General features: G+C 69.3%; 11 protein-coding genes and 2 pseudogenes. 10 read left to right on the top strand and 3 right to left on the bottom strand.

The window, feature by feature from the left end; translation table 11 throughout:
• Positions 1–78: 78 nt before the first annotated feature.
• From K1X59_RS02255 to K1X59_RS02230, 6 genes are all read left to right on the top strand, one after another.
• Positions 79–1,425: an ROK family protein gene (locus K1X59_RS02255; RefSeq protein WP_258567027.1), complete on the top strand. Its 1,347-nt coding sequence runs from the start codon at positions 79–81 to the stop codon at positions 1,423–1,425.
• Positions 1,425–2,369: a carbohydrate ABC transporter permease gene (locus K1X59_RS02250; RefSeq protein ID WP_183151696.1), complete on the top strand. Its 945-nt coding sequence runs from the start codon at positions 1,425–1,427 to the stop codon at positions 2,367–2,369. Before K1X59_RS02255 ends, K1X59_RS02250 begins: the two co-directional genes overlap by 1 nt.
• A complete protein-coding gene (locus K1X59_RS02245) occupies positions 2,362–3,177 on the top strand; it encodes a carbohydrate ABC transporter permease (protein ID WP_183151695.1) in 816 nt (271 codons plus the stop codon). The genes K1X59_RS02250 and K1X59_RS02245 overlap by 8 nt, the downstream gene beginning before the upstream one ends.
• Before the next feature lie 68 nt (positions 3,178–3,245).
• The gene (locus K1X59_RS02240) at positions 3,246–4,505 is read left to right on the top strand and encodes a sugar ABC transporter substrate-binding protein (protein WP_183151694.1); all 1,260 of its coding nucleotides are present in this window, start codon (positions 3,246–3,248) and stop codon (positions 4,503–4,505) included.
• A gap of 72 nt (positions 4,506–4,577) precedes the next feature.
• Positions 4,578–5,678 (top strand): glycoside hydrolase family 15 protein, encoded by a 1,101-nt coding sequence (locus K1X59_RS02235; protein WP_183151693.1) that lies wholly within the window; start codon positions 4,578–4,580, stop codon positions 5,676–5,678.
• Entirely contained in the window at positions 5,629–7,920 is a 2,292-nt protein-coding gene (locus tag K1X59_RS02230; RefSeq protein WP_396652562.1) for a TIM-barrel domain-containing protein, read from the top strand. The genes K1X59_RS02235 and K1X59_RS02230 overlap by 50 nt, the downstream gene beginning before the upstream one ends.
• Before the next feature lie 98 nt (positions 7,921–8,018).
• Here the strand turns inward: K1X59_RS02230 and K1X59_RS02225 are convergent.
• Positions 8,019–8,663, bottom strand: a pseudogene (locus K1X59_RS02225) (GTP pyrophosphokinase family protein); the annotation flags it as partial.
• A gap of 107 nt (positions 8,664–8,770) precedes the next feature.
• On the opposite strand from K1X59_RS02225, the gene K1X59_RS02220 reads away from it, so the two are divergent.
• Complete coding sequence (locus K1X59_RS02220) at positions 8,771–9,133, top strand: nuclear transport factor 2 family protein (RefSeq protein ID WP_183151692.1); 363 nt, start codon at positions 8,771–8,773, stop codon at positions 9,131–9,133.
• 29 nt (positions 9,134–9,162) lie between these two features.
• Here the strand turns inward: K1X59_RS02220 and K1X59_RS02215 are convergent, their stop codons facing one another.
• A complete protein-coding gene (locus tag K1X59_RS02215; RefSeq protein WP_220173875.1) occupies positions 9,163–10,257 on the bottom strand; it encodes a VanZ family protein in 1,095 nt (364 codons plus the stop codon).
• Positions 10,258–10,372: 115 nt separating this feature from the next.
• Here K1X59_RS02215 and K1X59_RS02210 point away from each other — a divergent pair, with 115 nt between their 5' ends.
• Complete coding sequence (locus K1X59_RS02210) at positions 10,373–12,478, top strand: APC family permease (RefSeq protein ID WP_244632331.1); 2,106 nt, start codon at positions 10,373–10,375, stop codon at positions 12,476–12,478.
• Between the two features lie 34 nt (positions 12,479–12,512).
• Here K1X59_RS02210 and K1X59_RS02205 read toward each other — a convergent pair.
• A pseudogene (locus K1X59_RS02205) lies at positions 12,513–13,918 on the bottom strand (PLP-dependent aminotransferase family protein).
• Here K1X59_RS02205 and K1X59_RS02200 point away from each other — a divergent pair.
• Both K1X59_RS02200 and K1X59_RS02195 read left to right on the top strand, forming a co-directional pair.
• Positions 13,917–14,852 (top strand): DMT family transporter, encoded by a 936-nt coding sequence (locus K1X59_RS02200; RefSeq protein ID WP_183151690.1) that lies wholly within the window; start codon positions 13,917–13,919, stop codon positions 14,850–14,852. The pseudogene K1X59_RS02205 and the gene K1X59_RS02200 overlap by 2 nt on opposite strands.
• Positions 14,852–15,460, top strand: a complete 609-nt coding sequence (locus K1X59_RS02195) for an FMN-binding negative transcriptional regulator (protein ID WP_183151689.1) — start codon at positions 14,852–14,854, stop codon at positions 15,458–15,460. Before K1X59_RS02200 ends, K1X59_RS02195 begins: the two co-directional genes overlap by 1 nt.
• Positions 15,461–15,463: the final 3 nt, after the last annotated feature.

Below are 15,463 nucleotides of genomic sequence, written 5' to 3'. Positions count from 1 at the left end.
TTCGTCGATTTCTTTCTCGATGGCATGAACATCACTTCTCCCTTGAAGTCGTCGTCACTGTATTGGGTAAAACTTTAGATGATACCTGCGGGATATTCAACTATTGCAGCAGGATCTCAAGTGCGCGCCCCGAATCGGCCTGGCATTGACACGACCCGGACTTGTTTCTATAGTTCATTTAGTCCTAAACAAAGGGGTTCCTGTGACTCAGTCCTCGGCACGGTCCGACATCATGCGCTCCGCCGTCCTCGCCCAGGTCGGCGCGCTCGGGCCCACGTCCCGAGCGAGCCTCGCGCGACTGCTGAGCGTGTCGCCCGCCCTGGTCACGCAGGTCACGAAGCAGCTGATCGCCGACGGCCTGCTGGTCGAACTCGACCACAGCCCCTCCCAGGGCGGACGCCCCGCCCGCCTGCTCGGTCTCGTCGCCGATGCCGGCCGCGTCATCGGGGTCAAGGTCGTCGCCGACCACATCACCGTCGTCGAGGTCGGCATCGACGGCACGGTCGTGCGCTCGGCGACGGAACCCTTCGACGCCGCATCCGCGACGGCGATCCCGACCCTCGCGAGCCTGCTGCGCACCTTCATCGCCGGCGGCAGCGACCGGCCCCTCCTCGGCGTCGGGGTGGGCGTGCCGGGGACGTCGATGACCAGAGCCTCGGCAACGTCGACTCGACCCAGCTCGGGTGGAGCCACGTGCCCCTCGGCGACGTGCTGCGGCGCGAACTGGCCCTCCCCGTGCTCGTCGAGAACAACGTCAACGCCCTCGCGATGGCGGAACTCCTTCACGGCCAGGCCCGCGGCCACGACAACGTGCTGGTCGTCACTATCGGCACGGGCATCGGCGCCGGCATCATCGCCGACGGCTCCGTGCTGCGCGGGCACGGCGGCGGTGCGGGCGAGATCGGCCACCTCCCCACTCAGGAGGACGGCCCCCGGTGCAGCTGCGGGGCGGACGGATGCCTGGAATCGCTGATCGGCGAAGGCGCCCTGGTGTCGGCGGCCCGCACCCGCGGGATCATCGGCGAGGCCGCGGGCATGTCCACGCTCCGTGGACGCGCCGACGCGGGCGACACCGCCGCACAGGAGCTGTTCTCACACGCCGGCCACCTGCTCGGCCGCGCGCTCGCGGGCGTCGCGAACGCGATCGACCCCGAGATCCTGATCATCCTCGGCGAAGGCGTCGAGGCCTGGAACCACTGGTCCTACGGTTTCGAGCCGGCGCTGCGCTCCGGACTCATGCCCCGCAAGCGCGGCATCCCCGTCGCGGTCGAGACCTGGCAGGACGACCGCTGGGCGCAGGGAGCCGCGAGCCTCGTGCTCGCGACGCCGTTCGACGCCGCAGGGCGCACCGGCGAGCAGGGCCGTCTGGTCCGCGAGCGCCTGACCGAGCCCTCCCTCCGCGACGGAGCACAGGAGTCCCGTTGATGACCGCGCTCGACTCCCGCCCGACCGTGGAGGCCCCGCCCCCCACGCGCACTCCCGCACGCGCCCGTCGCTCCCGCCGTGCGCGGTATGCGATCACCGTGCTGATCTTCCTGCTCCCCAGCGCGCTCCCGCTCGTGATGTTCACGCTGTACCCGATGGTCGGTGCGCTGTGGACGAGCCTGCACAGCTGGAACCTCCTGTCTCCGATGCAGTGGGTCGGCTTCGACAACTACATCCACCTGCTGCAGGACCCGGCGACGCACCGCGCCTTCCTCAACACGCTCTACTACCTCGTCGGGTACCTGCCCCTCGTCTACGTCGGGGGACTCGCCCTCGCACTGGCCCTCAACAGCGCGATCCCCGCCCGCAACTTCCTGCGCGGCGTGTACTTCCTCCCCGTGGTGACCAGCTGGATCGTCGTCGCACTCGTCTGGCGCTGGCTGCTCAACCCCGACATCGGCATCGTGAACGCGGTGCTGGGACTGGTCGGCATCGACGGTCCAGGATGGTGGACGGATCCCGCGTGGGCGATGCCCTCGATCATCATCGCGTCGGCGTGGAAGGACCTCGGCTTCGTGATGATCATCCTGCTGGCCGGCCTCCAGGCCATCCCGGCCGACCTCTACGAGGCCGCCCGCGTCGACGGTGCAGGGCCGTGGCGTCGACTGGTGAGCGTGACCATGCCGATGCTCTCGCCGTCGACGTTCTTCGTCATCGTCATCTCGCTCATCAACGGGTTCCAGGTGTTCGACCAGGTGTATGCGATGACCGGCGGCGGTCCGGCCGGTGCGAGCACGGTCGTCGTGCAGCAGATCTACGACCTCACCTTCCGCTACGGGCGGGCCGGCGAGGCATCCGCCCTCTCGTGGATGCTCTTCCTCGTCGTGCTCCTCATCACCGTCATCCAGATCCGCGGCCAGAAGAAGTGGGTGAACTATGCGTAAGCGTCTCGGCACCGTCGCCCTGACCACCGTGGTCATCCTCGGGGCGCTGGTCATGTTCTTCCCGTTCCTGTGGACGATCGTGACCTCGATCTCGCCCGGCGCCGGACTCTCCTCCACGCCGCCGTTGATCCCGGAGAACCCCTCGTTCTCGGCATACGCCGAGCTGTTCGCGAATACGCCGTTCGCCAGGGTCGTGCTCAACTCGCTCGTCCTCGCCGTGGTCGTCACACTGCTGCAGCTGCTCACGAGCTCGATGGCCGCGTACGTCTTCAGCCGCATGCCCTTCCCCGGTCGCGACGCCGTGTTCGCGGTGTACCTCGCGACGATGATGATCCCGATCCAGGTGCTGATCGTGCCGCTGTTCGTGCAGATGCGCGACCTCAAGCTCGTCGACACCTACCTCGGTGTGCTGCTGCCGAGCGTCGCGAGTGCCTTCGGGGTGTTCCTGCTCCGGCAGGCGATGAACTCGGTGCCGCGGGAACTCGACGAGGCCGCGACCCTCGACGGGGCGGGGCACTTCCGCATCTTCGGGACGATCGTGCTCCCCCTGGTCGGTCCGACCATCGCCACGCTCACGGTCTTCGCGTTCATGAGCAGTTGGAACAGCTTCCTGTGGCCGCTGATCATCCTGCGCTCCGCCGAGCTGCAGACGCTTCCGCTCGCGCTCGCCGGCCTGCAGGGGCAGTACACCACGCAGTGGGACGTGATGATGGCGGGCTCCGTCGTCTCGATCCTGCCGATGCTCGCCATCTACGTCTTCGCCCAGCGCTACGTCATCCAGGGCGTCGCCAGCTCCGGGATCAAATGACCTCGGAGCATCCGCACCGACTGCACCACCCGATCACGCACCACCCGATGAGAAGGAGAACCCCCACCATGTCACGCACAGCATGGACCCCGGTCGGCACCGTCGCCGTCCTCGCCGTCGTCGGCCTGACGGTCGCCGGCTGCTCGTCCGGAGGCACGGATGCCTCCGGCGATGGCGACCAGGTCACCATCACCTACTCGAACTTCATCTCGAACGGCGGCAACGAGGAGAACCTCGCCACCATCGTCGAGGCCTTCGAGAAGGAGAACCCCGATGTGAAGGTCGACGTCACGACACTTCCGTACGCCGACTACTTCACCGCCCTGCAGACCGACCTGGCAGGCGGCACGGTGTCGGATGTGTTCGACATCGAGTTCGCCAACTACGCCGCCTACCAGGCCAACGGCGTGCTCGCACCGCTCGAAGGCGTCGACACCGACGTGTACCAGACCTCCCTCGCCGAGGCCTACGCCACCGACGGCACCCAGTACGCCCTGCCGAGCTCGTTCTCGAACGTCGTGCTCTTCTACAACGCCGACCTGTTCGACGCCGCCGGACTCGAGTACCCGACCGCCGACTGGACCTGGGCAGACGAGCAGGCCGCGGCCGAGAAGCTCACCGATGCCGCCGCAGGCGTCTGGGGCGACTACCAGCCGATCAGCTACCACGAGTACTACAAGGCGGTCGCACAGGCGGGCGGCGACTTCCTGAACGACGACGGCTCGGCGGTCGCGTTCAACTCCCCCGAGGGTCTCGCCGCAGCGGAGTGGCTGGTCGGCAAGAGCGGCACCACGATGCCGACGGCCGAGCAGGGAGCGGGAACGCCCGACTTCGACAGCGGCCTCTTCGCCGAGGGCAAGCTCGCCATGTGGCACACCGGCATCTGGATGTTCGGCGGCCTCGCCGATGCCGGCTTCGCCTGGGACATCGCCGTCGAACCGGGCGACACGACCCCCGCGAGCGCGCTGTTCTCGAACGGCGTCGCCGTCTCGGCCGGCACGAAGAACGCGGACGCCGCCCAGCGGTTCGCCGAATTCCTCACCAGCTCGAAGACCATGGTCGACGTGCGCCTGGACAGCGGATGGGAGCTGCCGCCGATCGCCGACGAGAGCCAGCTCGACGTGTACCTCGACAAGGGCGACCCCGCCAACCGTCAGGCCGTGTTCGACTCGCTCGAGCAGGTCGCTCTCGCCCCGTCGATCGGCGAGGGCCAGACCGAGATGCAGGACATCGTGAGCGAAGAGCTCACCGAGGCCGCGGCCGGGCGCAAGAGCGTGCAGGAAGCCCTCGACTCGGCTGAAGAGCGCGTCAACGCGCTGCTCGGCTGACGCCACCCCACCCCGGGGCGGGCCGACCGGCCCGCCCCCTCCGACCCCAGGAGTCCCCACGATGACGTCCCCGTGCACACCGACCTCGGTGCGCTCCTCGCGCACTCGCGATCCGTGATCACCTCCCTGCAGGAGCCGAACGGCGCCTACCCCGCCAGCCCCGACTTCTCCGCCTACCGCGGATACTGCTGGTTCCGTGACGGGTCGTTCATCGCCGACGGCGTCTCGGCCGCCGGCGCCGTGGACTCCGCGACCCGATTCTTCGACTGGTGCTCCGACGTGCTGCTGCGGCATGCCGGCTCGATCGAGGAGATCGTCGCCGCCGCGCGGGCGGGGCAGCCGGTGCCGGACGATCGGATGCTCCCCGCACGCTTCACCTTCGCGGGCGACCTCGGCCACGACGACTGGTGGGACTTCCAGCTCGACGGCTACGGCACGTGGCTGTGGGCCGCGGTCGCGCACGCCGAACGGCACGGACTCGACGTGCAGCGCTGGCGCAGGGCGGCGGAGCTCACGGTCGACTACCTCGTCAGCTCGTGGCAGCGACCCTGCTTCGACTGGTGGGAGGAGCACTCCGAACAGGTGCACATCTCGACGCTGGGCTGCATCGCGGCCGGGCTCTCGGCCGCCGCATCGTCGGGCCTGATCGAGGGACCTCGCCTCGAAGCCGCGCTCGACGCCCGGTCCGCGATCGACGATCTGCTGCACGGCGACGGCACGGCAGACGGACACCTGGTGAAGTGGATCGGCGACGACGCGGTCGACGGCAGCCTCAGTGCTCTGATCTCGCCGCTCGGAGTCATCCCCGCGGCCGACCCGTTGGCCGCGGGCACGATCACGGCCGTTCGCCGCGACCTCTCGGTCGACGGCGGCGTGCACCGCTTCCGCGCCGACACCTTCTTCGGGGGTGGTCAATGGCCGCTGCTGACCTGCTTCCTCGGACTCGCGCAGGCGGCCGTCGGCGACCGCGACAGCGCCCGCCGGGCACTCGAATGGGCAGCGAACACCGCCACCGTCGACCTGATGCTGCCGGAGCAGGTCGACGATCACCTGCTCGACCCGTCGTTCCGTCAGGAGTGGATCGACCGGTGGGGCACCGTGGCTACCCCGCTGCTGTGGAGCCATGCGATGCTGCTGCGACTCGCGGTCGAGCTCGGGGAGGTCGTCGAATGATCCGCCATCGTCCGGCCGGTTCGGGCCACCCGTACTCCGACGACACCGAGCAGCGCTCGCCCGTGCATCCGTCGCCGGCGAACCGCTGCGGCTCGGCGTGCGCACCTCTGCCGATGCGGATGCCGTCGACGTCGAACTGGAATGGCGGGACGCGGCCGGCACTCGCCTGGAAGGGCATGCCCTCTCCCCCGTCGCCCGTTCGTCCCGCGGACAGGCAGTCGACGGTGGACACCTCGCCTCGGCGCAGGCCCGCCAGAACAGGGCCGCCGGCGGGTGGGAGCTGACCTTGCCGAGCGTCCCCTCCGGCGCGGAGCTGCGCTACCGTTTCACCGCGCAGCGCCGGGACGGTGCCGCCGAGAGCACCCGCTGGTTCTCGTGCCGGGTCGCTGCCTGGCGTCCGGGAGCCGCCGACACCGTGCGTGTGGACGCCGCATCATCCGTGCCTGCGCGCCCGAGCGAGGTCGAGGTGCTCGACGACGGCGAGCGCGTCCTTCGGGTGCGCTTCGCGCTGCCGCTGACCACCGGGGAGCATGTGACCGGATTCGGGGAGCGCTTCGACGCCCTCGATCACCGCGGGCAGCGGCTCGATTCCATGGTGTTCGAGCAGTACAAGAGCCAGGGCGCTCACCGGCGCACGTACCTGCCCATGCCCTTCGCGCACGTCGTCGGAGGCGCGGGGTGGGGCTTCCATGTGCGCACCTCCCGGCGCGTGTGGTTCGACATCGGCGCCTCCGATGCGTCACGTCTGGTCGTCGAGGCCGAGACGGATGCTGTCGCCGAGGCCGCCGCGATCGAGCTCGCCCTCTACACCGGCGCACCAACGGAGGTGCTCGACGCCTTCCTCGCCGAGGTCGGGCGTCCGACCGAGCTGCCCGACTGGGTGTTCCGACTGTGGGCCAGCGGCAACGAGTGGAACACGCAGGCCGAGGTCGAGCGGCAGATGGCGCTGCACCGCGAGCACGACATCCCCGTCGGCTCCGTGGTGATCGAAGCCTGGAGCGACGAGAGCACCTTCACGGCGTTCCGTGACGCCCGGTACGAGGTGCGCGCCGACGGCGGTCCGTTGCGGTTGGACGACTTCGACTTCCCCTCCGAAGGCGCATGGCCCGACCCCAAGGGCATGGTCGACGCGCTGCACGAGAGCGATGTACGGGTGCACCTGTGGCAGATCCCGCTCATGAAGATGCGCCCGCATCCGCAGGGGCAGGCGCGCGCCGACGCGGATGCCGCGATCCGTGAGGGCGTGCTGATCAAGGAGGTCGCCCCCGACGGGTCGCTTCGGCCCTACCGCAACCGCGGCTGGTGGTTCCCGCTGGGACTCATGCCCGATCTGACCGACGAGCGCGCTGCACGGTGGTGGACCGAGAAGCGCCGCTACCTCGTGGAGGAGGTCGGCATCGACGGGTTCAAGACCGACGGGGGCGAGCACGCGTGGGGCGCGGACCTGCGCTATCTCGACGGCAGCCACGGCGACGTGTCGAACAACCTGTTCCCCGTGGCCTACGCCGCGGCATACGGACGACTGCTCGCGTCGGCGGGCAAGGCGCCGGTGACGTTCAGCCGTGCGGGCTTCACGGGCTCGCAGGCGCACGGTGCGTTCTGGGCGGGCGACGAGAACTCCACGTGGGAGGCCTTCCGGTGGTCGATGCTCGCCGGGCTCTCGGCCGCAGCCAGCGGCGTCCTCTACTGGGGATGGGACATCGCCGGGTTCTCGGGCGACATCCCGGACCCCGAGCTCTACGTACGGGCGATGGCCGCGAGCGTGTTCGTGCCGATCATGCAGTATCACTCGGAGTTCAACCACCACCGGCTGCCCTCGCGCGACCGCACGCCGTGGAACATCGCCGAGCGCACGGGGGACGACGCCGTGATCGCCGAGGTGCGGGAGCTCGTGCACCTGCGCGAGCGTCTGGTGCCGTATCTCGCCGCGCAGGCCCGGGAGTCGATCCGCACGAGCCGTCCGCTGATGCGACCTCTGTACTTCGACCACCCGGGCGACGAGGAGGTGTGGGCGCATCCGATCCAGTGGATGCTGGGCGATGACCTGCTCGTGGCCCCGGTGCTCGAGCCAGGGGTCTCCGCGTCGACCGTGTACCTGCCGCCCGGAGACTGGGTCGATGTGTGGACCGGGAGCGCTGCGCGCGGTGGAGCGGTGGTGACCGCTGCGACGACGCGCGACCGCGTCCCGGTGTTCGCCCGTGCCGAGTCCTGGCCCGCACTCGCCTCGGTGTTCGGGGACTGAGGGCTCCGATCAGACGCCGACGACTCGAGGGTTTTCGGGGCCGCGGGCGACGTGCGGGGGGCGGGCGGGGGCGGCGGGGCGAGCTGGCGCTGCGGCACGCCGTGGGCTTCGCGGTGCAGCCGCTCCATGCGGCTGTCGAGCTCGGCGGCGGCGTCTGCGGCATCCGACAGACTGTCGACGAGGTGCGAGGGGACCTGGTTCGAGAACTTGTAGTAGATCTTGTGCTCGAGGCTGGCCCAGAAGTCCATCGCGATCGTGCGGAACTGCACCTCGACCGGCACCGACAGCGCGCCGGTGGAGAGGAAAACGGGCACCTCGATGATCGCGTGAAGACTCTTGTAGCCATTCGGCTTCGGGTGCGCGATGTAGTCCTTGACCGTGCGCACCGTGATGTCGTCCTGCGCCGTGAGCAGGTCGAACAGCCGGTAGACGTCGGCAACGAAGCTGCACGTCACACGGACGCCGGCGATGTCGGTGATGTCGGCACGGATGCGGTCGAAGTCGGGTTCGTCGATGCCTTTGCGGGCGAGCTTCTCGACGATGCTGTCCGGCGACTTCAGCCGGCTCTTCACGTGCTCGATCGGGTTGTACGCGTGATCGTGCGTGAACTCGTCACGGAGGATCGAGATCTTCGTCTCGACCTCGCGCATCCCGAACTCGTACTCGCGCAGGAACCGCTGCAGCTCGTCGCGCAGCTCGCGGGCCTGGTTGATCGTGTCCTCGGTGACGTGAACGGTCGTCATGCCCTCGACGTTACGCGTTCGTGATCGGAAACCGCTGTGGATCCCCGATGTCCCTACGATTCCCGAACGGGTTGACGCGGCGTCCGCAGCGGCTTAGAACGGAGCACATGACGACAGCAGGCGAGGACTGGACGAGGGCTTACATCGACGCGTGGCGATCGAACGATCCCGAGCGGATCGGGACGCTCTTCACGCACGACGCCCGATACCTCACGAGCCCCGACTCGGAACCGCGGGTCGGACGCGACGCGATCGTGGCCGGCTGGCTGGAGGATAGCGACGAACCGGGCACGTGGACTTTCGAATGGGAGGTCCTCCACGAGGTCGGTGGATTCGTGGTCGTCCGGGGCCGGACCGAATACCCGGCGGAGCGCGACTACCTCAACCTCTGGATCATCCGGCTCGCACCCGACGGGCGCGCCACGGAGTTCACGGAGTGGTACATGCCGCGAGCCCACGCGGAGGGTTGACCGCAGGGCGCCGTCGGCCTCCCCACCCGTCACGCATCATGCGAAGCGGCCGCGGGACCTTCCGCGCCGGATACTCGGACCACCCCGCCCGCCCTGGCATCGGAGAGCTGCTGGCCGGACAGGAGTCCGGGCAGCCCTCGTCCGAGCCGCGTGGTGAAGAGCAGCACGACGGCGACGAAGATCAGCACAGAGGACGCGGGATCGAACAATCCGCCGAGCAGCGGAAGCGCGCCGAGTCCGCCGATGCCACCCACCCAGCGCAGGAATCGCGCGACGGGGGCGGGCATCCTGGAACCCGTGTAACGCAGCTGCACGGCGAGATCGCCGACGGAGCGGCCGCCGGCGAGGATCAGCACCAACCACAACGCCGACGCGGTGATCGTGCCCGCGGCGTTCGCGACACCGCCGTCGAGGACCGCCGCCCGGTCGCCCACGACGAACTGCAACCAGAACTGCACCGCGACGCTGACCCCCGCCCCCACGAAGAAGTAGGCGAGACCGTCGCACAGCATCGCGAGTGCGCGGCGACCGCGGGTCACGGGGCGTGCCCGGTCGGCGTCTGCGCGCGCCTCACTGCCGCGCAGCGACCGAGGGACGACGAGCGCCAGCGTGCATCCGACGACCGCGCCGAGCGTGTTGGTCATGAGGTCGCCGACGTCGAAGAAGCGGTACGCGCAGGGGTAGAGGCCCCAGACACCCGTCAGCTGCGTCGTCTCGACCAGGAGCGACAGACCGAAGCCCGCGGCGAGCGCGACCGCGATGCCGCGCCCGGCGAGCACACGCACGAACACCCCGAGCGGAACGAACAGCAGCACATTGAATGCGAGCTGCAGAAGCGCCGGGTGTCGCAGCGGGTTCCCCGGTGCGGCGAGCGCGGTCTGCACGTCGCGGACGACGGACATCGGATCGGTGATCGCCCCGACGCAGCGGATCGCGTCGGGGTCGGGCAGGGGGAGGAGCGTGTAGGTCCAGATGGCCCAGAAGTAGATCAGTGCGGAGAGCCAGAGCAGAGTGCGGCCGAGCCCCAGGCCACCCCGTCGGCGATAGCTGATCGCCACGAAGGGGACGAAGAGCACGACGCCGAAGGCCATGCCGATCCCGATCGCGATGAACCCGAGCAGCATCTGATCTCCCACAACGTGTCAGTGTAGGCGTCGCCCTGACCCCCGGATGACGGCCGTAAGGATTCCGTGAGGAGAGGGGAGCCGCCCGTAGGGATTCCGTGAGGATCACGTGAGGATGGCGCATGTGGGCGTAGTGTCGCGGGACGTGTCAGACGAAAACAGGGAGAGCGCGGACGCGCCGCCACGCGCGAAGCGCATCCTCATCGGGGAACCGCTGACGAGTCAGCAGGTCGACGATCAACTGCTGCCGAAGCGGATGGCTCTGCCGATCTTCGCCTCGGACGCATTGAGCTCGGTGGCATACGCCCCGCAGGAGCTCGTGATGATCCTCCTGATCGGCGGATTGACGTTCCTGTCGTTCACGCCCCTCGTCGCCGTCGCGGTGGTGGTGCTGCTGCTCGTGGTCGTCCTCAGCTACCGGCAGCTCATCAAGGCCTACCCCTCGGGCGGCGGAGACTACGAGGTCGCCTCGAAGAACCTCGGCGAGATCCCCGGTGTGGTCGTCGCCGCGGCGCTGCTCGTCGACTACGTGCTGACCGTGGCCGTGTCGGTGGCCTCGGGCGTCGACAACATCATCTCCGCGGTGCCGGGGCTCGATCCGTTCCGCGTCGAGCTGGCGGTCGGCTTCGTGATCCTGATCATCATCGTGAACCTCCGTGGCGTGCGCGAAGCCTCGCTCGTGTTCGCGATCCCGACGTACGTGTTCATCGGCTCGGTGGGGGTCATGATCGTGACCGGCCTGATCCGGACCTTCCTCGGTGACGCCCCCGTGGCCTCGAGCGCCGAGTTCTCGGTGCAGGCCGAGAGCCTGAGTCAGGCCGCCGTGATCCTGCTGATCCTGCGGGCGTTCTCGAGCGGCTGCTCCGCTCTCACCGGTGTCGAAGCCGTGTCGAACGGCGTGCCCGCCTTCCGCGCCCCGAAGGTGCGCAACGCGCAGTCGACCCTGGTGCTGATGGGGACGATCGCGATCTGCCTGTTCTCTGGTCTGACCGCACTGGCGTTGATCACCGGTGTGCACTATGCCGAGAACCCCTGCGACCTGATCGGCTTCGACTGCACCAATCCGCAACCGAGCCTGATGGCGCAGATCGCCTCGGCGACGTTCGGCGGGGGGAGCATCGCCTTCTTCATCGTGCAGGCGGCGACCGCGTGCGTGCTGCTGCTCGCCGCGAACACCGCGTTCAACGGCTTCCCCCTGCTGGGCGCCGTGCTCGCCCGTGACGGCTACGCCCCCAAGTCGCTGAACACCCGCGGCGACCGCCTCGTGTTCTCGAACGGCATGATCCTTCTCGGCATCGCCGCGATCGCGGTGCTCGTCGTGTTCCAGGCGAGGCTGACGACGCTGATCCAGCTCTACATCATCGGCGTCTTCGTCTCGTTCTCCCTCGGGCAGATCGGCATGGTCCGGCACTGGCGGCGCGTGCTGCGCGGACCCGTGGAGGGCGCGGCGGGGTCCGGTATCGACGGGGCTTCGGCATCGGACCGACGCTCGGCCAAGGTGGGACTCCTCATCAACTCCGCGGGAGCGACCCTGACCGTGCTCGTCCTGGTGATCGTGACGATCACCAAGTTCACTCACGGCGCCTACCTCGTCTTCTTCGCCATCCCGGTTCTCGCCTTCCTGATGATGGGCGTGAAGCGGTACTACCGCGATGTCGAGCACGAGATCGCGATCGACGACACCACGAAGTTCGGCGCGACCGGCGACCTCGCCATCGTCCTCGTCAACCGCCTGCAGAAGCCGGTGGTCAAGGCGATCGACTATGCGATCGCGGCGAAGCACGGCAAGACCCTGGCCGTGCACGTCGCCGTGGCCTCCGACGATGCGACGGCGCTGCAGCAGGAATGGGCCGACCATCTCGTGCCGATCCCTCTCGTGATCGTGGAATCGCCGTATCGATCCTTCGCCCAGCCGATCACGCAGTTCATCAAGCAGTATCGCGAGAAGCACGGCTCCTCGGTCGTGACCGTGTACCTGCCGCAATACATCGTGGGGCACTGGTGGGAGTCGTTCCTGCACAACCGCCGCGCCCGCCGCCTCGCCAACCAGCTCATGCTCGTGCACGGGGTGTCGATCACCCTCGTGCCGTGGCTGCTCGACTCGTCGGAGCTCATCTACGGCCGCCGCTCCCGCCCCCTGCCCGGCCAGGAACGTGCAGGGCGCCCGGTGGTCGTGAACGGTCGCCGTGCTCATCGGCCGGCCGGCCCGCCGCAGGAGTAGTCCGTCACCCGCTCCCTTCGCGAGCGAACGGGAATCAGGTGGCCAGCACCTCGCCCAGGATGCCCGCAGCCTCGGGGAATCGGGCCGGATCGGCGTTGGCGTAGTTGAGGCGCACGAAGGCACCGGAGGGCTCGGCGGGGAACCACTCCGACCCTGGCGCGATGATCAGGCCCCGCACCTCGCAGTCGCGTACGACCTGAGCGACATCCGTCCCCTCAGGCAGCCGTACCCACAGGTTGAGGCCACCGACGGGCACGTGCTCCACCTTCGCGCGCGGCACCGAGGCAGCCAGACTCGACACCAGCAGATCGCGACGCGCGCGCAGGTGCTCACGGAACCCGCGCTGGTGGGTCCGCCAGGCGGGCTGCGTGACCACGTCGAGCGCGGCGGCCTGCAGCAGGCCGCTCACGTACATCGACTCGGCGGCACGGTCGGCGAGGATCCGATCCCGCGCGGGTCCCCTGGCGATCACCGCTGCCACGCGCAGTGCGGGTGAGACGCTCTTGGTAAGCGAGCGCAGGTACACGACATGGCCGTCGTCGTCGGATGCGGCGATCGGTCGTGGCTCGGCGTCGATTCCGAGGTCGTGCGCCCAGTCGTCTTCGATCAGGAAGGCGCCGTGGCGTCGGACCGCCTCCAGGACGGCGGCTCCGGTGGCTGTCGGCCACTGTGCGCCGGTCGGATTGGCGAAGGTCGGCTGTGCGTAGAACGCCCGAGCGCCGGTCAGCGCGAACGCGCGCTCGACCTCGTCCGGGTCGGGACCCTGGGGTCCGGAAGGGACCGGCACCAGCACCACCCCCGCCTGTGCCGCCGCGAGCAGCGCACCCCAGTAGGTCGGCGACTCGATCAACAGCGGCTGTCCGACGCCGACGACCGCACGGAAGATCGAGCTCAGCCCGCTCTGACTGCCCGAGATGATCAACGCGTCGCGCCCCGACGCCGGCGTCGCCCCCGCCGGGGCCGAGGCGGCGAGCTCGCCGGCGAACCAGGCCTGCAAGTCGGGATTCCCGGCCGCCGGAGAGCGCGTCAGCGCCGCCTCGGATCGCGCGGCCCGCACGATCGCCTGCCGGACGAGCCGCTCCGGCAGCAGGTCTCTGCCGCCGGGTATCCGGAGTGCAGTCCGATGGCGTCTGGGGCGACGGTGCGCTGGGTCGACGAGAGCCCGGCGAGTCCGGCCGGCGCTGCGCCGAGAGCGGCGGTCTGCCAGCCGTAGTCGGCTGCGCGCACGGTGGGCGTCGCCCGCACGAAGGTGCCAGCGCCGGGGCGCGACTCGACCAGCCCGAGCCGGACGAGCTGCCGCATCGCCTTCTGCACCGTCACCGGGCTCGCCCCGTATTCGGCCATCAACGCCCGGTTCGAGGGCACCCTGGCACCCGCAGACGCGGACGCGATCCAGGTACGGACTCCCGCGACGATCCGGTCACTGCTATCCTGACTCATGAAAATAGAGAGTAGCGTTATCGCTCCGCGCGAGCCAGTGCTATCGACTCGCGCCGGACTGTGGTGGGGACTCCTCGGCGTCACCGCCTTCTCCTTCACCCTCCCGTTCACGCGTGTCGCGACCGGCGGACTATCGCCCCTGTTCACCGGATCGGGTCGCGCCGTCGTCGCCGCGCTCCTCGCGGGCATCGCCCTTGCCGCCACCCGTCAGCCGCGCCCCACGATGAGGCAGGTGGCGCGACTCGCGATCGTCGCCGGCGGCGTCGTGGCCGGGTTCCCGCTGCTCACGTCGTTCGCGATGACCACGACTCCGGCCAGTCACGGTGCGGTCGTGATCGGTCTGCTGCCCGCCGCCACCGCGGTCGCCGTAGTCCTCCGCACGGGCGAACGCCCCGCTCGGTCGTTCTGGGTCTTCGCGATCCTGGGCGCCGCCGCCACTGTCGTCTTCGCCGCACTGCAGAACGGCGGGATCGGTGCGCTCACCGGAGCCGACCTGCTGCTGTTCGGGGCCGTGCTCGCCGCCGCGGTCGGCTACGCGGAGGGCGGCCTTCTCGCCCGGGAGCTCGGGCCATGGCAGACGGTGTCGTGGGCGCTGATCGTCGCCGCTCCTCTCATGGCCGCGCTGACCGTGACGTCGGCGATCACGCAGCCGCCATCCGCAACGCCGGTGCAGTGGCTCGCCTTCGCCTACCTCGCCGCCGTGAGCATGTTCCTCGGCTTCTTCGCCTGGTACCGCGGCCTCGCGATCGGGCCGATGGCGCAGGTGAGTCAGATCCAGCTCGTGCAGCCGGTGATGGGCATCGCCTGGGCCGCGATCCTGCTCCACGAGCCGATCGCCTGGGCCACCGCCGTTGGTGGACTCGCCGTCATCGCCTGTGCCGCCCTGGCCGTGCGCACCCGTCTGATCACCCGCCCCCGCACCGAGGAGTCCTGATGCGACACACACCCCGCTACCTGATGACCGACCCCGACGAGGTCAAGCGCCTGATCCGCGGCAACCCGTGGGCGACGTTCGTCTCTCCGACGAGCACGGGCCTGATCGCCTCGCATTACCCGGCCCTGCTGCTCGAGGATGAAGACGAGATCGTGATCGCGAGCCACTTCGGACGTCCGGACGAGCAGCTGCATGAGCTCGGCCGACACGAGGTGCTGGTGATCATCCAGGGTCCCCACGACTACGTGTCGTCGAGCCTCTATGCGCCGGGCGACCTGGTCCCGACGTGGAACCACGTCACCGCGCACCTGTACGGCACCCCCGAGATCCTCGGCGAGGAGGAGAACTACGCGATGCTCACGCGTCTGACCGACCACTTCGAGAGTCGCCAGGAGCACGGTCGGCATCTGTCGGAGGACGAGCAGGGAACGCGCCGGGCGGCGAAGGGCACGGTGGGTCTGCGGATGCGCGTCGACCGCTTCGACGCGCGCGCCAAGCTCAGTCAGAACAAGCCGCCCGAGGTGCGAGACACCATCACGGCACGGCTGGCGGAGACGAACCAGGCACTCGCGGCGGAGATGCGGCGGGTGAGCGAAGGGCGGACATGACCG

Origin of the sequence: Microbacterium sp. Se5.02b (assembly GCF_019464375.1) — a bacterium.
Taxonomy (GTDB): Bacteria; Actinomycetota; Actinomycetes; order Actinomycetales; family Microbacteriaceae; genus Microbacterium.
This window is presented reverse-complemented; position numbering and strand designations above follow the sequence as displayed.

Excerpts from the sequence above, each read along its gene's own strand:
- K1X59_RS02240 (WP_183151694.1), top strand. The coding sequence starts at position 3,246 with ATGTCACGCACAGCATGGACCCCGGTCGGCACCGTCGCCGTCCTCGCC.
- K1X59_RS02220 (WP_183151692.1), top strand. The coding sequence starts at position 8,771 with ATGACGACAGCAGGCGAGGACTGGACGAGGGCTTACATCGACGCGTGG.
- K1X59_RS02255 (WP_258567027.1), top strand. The coding sequence starts at position 79 with ATGATACCTGCGGGATATTCAACTATTGCAGCAGGATCTCAAGTGCGC.
- K1X59_RS02230 (WP_396652562.1), top strand. The coding sequence starts at position 5,629 with ATGCGATGCTGCTGCGACTCGCGGTCGAGCTCGGGGAGGTCGTCGAAT.
- K1X59_RS02210 (WP_244632331.1), top strand. The coding sequence starts at position 10,373 with ATGGCGCATGTGGGCGTAGTGTCGCGGGACGTGTCAGACGAAAACAGG.
- K1X59_RS02215 (WP_220173875.1), bottom strand. The coding sequence starts at position 10,257 with ATGCTGCTCGGGTTCATCGCGATCGGGATCGGCATGGCCTTCGGCGTC.
- K1X59_RS02250 (WP_183151696.1), top strand. The coding sequence starts at position 1,425 with ATGACCGCGCTCGACTCCCGCCCGACCGTGGAGGCCCCGCCCCCCACG.
- K1X59_RS02195 (WP_183151689.1), top strand. The coding sequence starts at position 14,852 with ATGCGACACACACCCCGCTACCTGATGACCGACCCCGACGAGGTCAAG.
- K1X59_RS02200 (WP_183151690.1), top strand. The coding sequence starts at position 13,917 with ATGAAAATAGAGAGTAGCGTTATCGCTCCGCGCGAGCCAGTGCTATCG.
- K1X59_RS02245 (WP_183151695.1), top strand. The coding sequence starts at position 2,362 with ATGCGTAAGCGTCTCGGCACCGTCGCCCTGACCACCGTGGTCATCCTC.